This window comes from Acrocarpospora sp. B8E8, from assembly GCF_039871605.1.
GTDB lineage: Bacteria > Actinomycetota > Actinomycetes > Streptosporangiales > Streptosporangiaceae > Acrocarpospora > Acrocarpospora macrocephala.
Map to the genome: position 1 here is coordinate 1 of NZ_JBDPLV010000170.1, position 2,474 is coordinate 2,474.

Consider the following 2,474-nt stretch of genomic DNA (forward strand, 5'->3'; position numbering starts at 1 on the left):
CCTTCGGGTTGTGTGTGATGTGACTGCGTGCCTTTTGAAGAATGAGCCTGCGAGTTATGGTGTGTGGCGAGGTTAACCCGTGTGGGGGAGCCGTAGCGAAAGCGAGTCTGAATAGGGCGTTTGAGTCGCATGCTGTGGACCCGAAGCGGGGTGATCTACGCATGGGCAGGTTGAAGCGTGGGTAAGACTGCGTGGAGGACCGAACCCACCAGGGTTGAAAACCTGGGGGATGACCTGTGTGTAGGGGTGAAAGGCCAATCAAACTCCGTGATAGCTGGTTCTCCCCGAAATGCATTTAGGTGCAGCGTTGCGTGTTTCTTGCCGGAGGTAGGGCTCTGGATGGCTGATGGGCCCGACAAGGTTACTGACGTCAGCCAAACTTCGAATGCCGGTAAGTGAGAGCGTGGCAGTGAGACTGCGGGGGATAAGCTTCGTAGTCGAGAGGGAAACAGCCCAGATCGCCGACTAAGGCCCCTAAGCGTGTGCTAAGTGGGAAAGGATGTGGAGTCGCAGAGACAACCAGGAGGTTGGCTTAGAAGCAGCCATCCTTGAAAGAGTGCGTAATAGCTCACTGGTCAAGTGATTCCGCGCCGATAATGTAGCGGGGCTCAAGTACACCGCCGAAGTCGTGGCATTGACACATGCGTGTGTTGATGGGTAGGGGAGCGTCGTGTCGCCGGTGAAGCGGCGGAGTGATCCAGCCGTGGAGGCGGCACGAGTGAGAATGCAGGCATGAGTAGCGATTCAGAAGTGGGAAACTTCTGCGCCGGATGACCAAGGGTTCCTGGGCTAGGCTAATCCGCCCAGGGTAAGTCGGGACCTAAGGCGAGGCCGACAGGCGTAGTCGATGGACAACGGGTTGATATTCCCGTACCCGCTGTGATGCGCCCATATCGAATCCAGTGATACTAAGAGTCCTTAGCTCTTCTGTGGCCTTCGGGCGGCAGGGTGGGTGAACGCTCGGCCTGATCTGGTAGTAGGTAAGCGATGGGGTGACGCAGGAAGGTAGCCCATCCCGGGCGATGGTTGTTCCCGGGGTAAGCATGTAGGGCGAGAGATAGGCAAATCCGTCTCTCACAAGCCTGAGGTGTGATGCCGAGCCGATTGTGGCGAAGTGGGTGATCCTATGCTGCCGAGAAAAGCCTCTAGTGAGTGTTGCGGCGGCCCGTACCCTAAACCGACTCAGGTGGTCAGGTAGAGAATACTGAGGCGTTCGGGTGAACTGTGGTTAAGGAACTCGGCAAATTGCCCCCGTAACTTCGGGAGAAGGGGGGCCTCTGCTGGTGAGGGCACGTGCTGTCTGAGCTGGTGGGGGTCGCAGAGGCCAGGGGGAAGCGACTGTTTACTAAAAACACAGGTCCGTGCGAAGTCGTAAGACGATGTATACGGACTGACGCCTGCCCGGTGCCGGAACGTTAAGGGGACCGGTTAGTCCGGAGTGATTCGGGCGAAGCTGAGAACTTAAGCGCCGGTAAACGGCGGTGGTAACTATAACCATCCTAAGGTAGCGAAATTCCTTGTCGGGTAAGTTCCGACCTGCACGAATGGCGTAACGACTTCCCCGCTGTCTCAACCGCAGACCCGGTGAAATTGCACTACGAGTAAAGATGCTCGTTACGCGCAGCAGGACGGAAAGACCCCGGGACCTTCACTACAGCTTGACATTGGTGTTTGGGACGGCTTGTGTAGGATAGGTGGGAGACTGGGAAGCTGTCACGCTAGTGATGGTGGAGTCATTGGTGAAATACCACTCTGGTCGTTTTGGATGTCTAACCCGCGCCCGTGGATCCGGGTGGGGGACAGTGTCTGGTGGGTAGTTTAACTGGGGCGGTTGCCTCCTAAAGGGTAACGGAGGCGCCCAAAGGTTCCCTCAGCCTGGTTGGTAATCAGGTTTCGAGTGTAAGTGCACAAGGGGGCTTGACTGTGAGACTGACGGGTCGAGCAGGAGCGAAAGCTGGGACTAGTGATCCGGCACCGACGTGTGGAAGTGGTGTCGCTCAACGGCTAAAAGGTACCCCGGGGATAACAGGCTGATCTTCCCCAAGAGTCCATATCGACGGGATGGTTTGGCACCTCGATGTCGGCTCGTCGCATCCTGGGGCTGGAGTAGGTCCCAAGGGTTGGGCTGTTCGCCCATTAAAGCGGTACGCGAGCTGGGTTTAGAACGTCGCGAGACAGTTCGGTCCCTATCCGCTGCGCGCGTAGGAGACTTGAGAGAGGCTGTCCCTAGTACGAGAGGACCGGGACGGACGAACCTCTGGTGTGCCAGTTGTTCTGCCAAGGGCATGGCTGGTTGGCTACGTTCGGAAGGGATAACCGCTGAAAGCATCTAAGCGGGAAGCTCGTCTTGAGATGAGGTCTCCCACCCTGTGAGGGGGTAAGGCTCCCGGTAGATGACCGGGTTGATAGGCCGGGTGTGGAAGCGCGGTAACGTGTGGAGCTGACCGGTACTAATAGGCCGAGGACTTGACCAT

At 57.4% G+C, this 2,474-nt stretch carries 1 rRNA gene; it reads left to right on the forward strand.

Going from position 1 to position 2,474, the window contains the following annotated elements:
* A 23S ribosomal RNA gene (locus tag ABGB08_RS54315) occupies nt 1-2,474 on the forward strand; the annotation flags it as partial.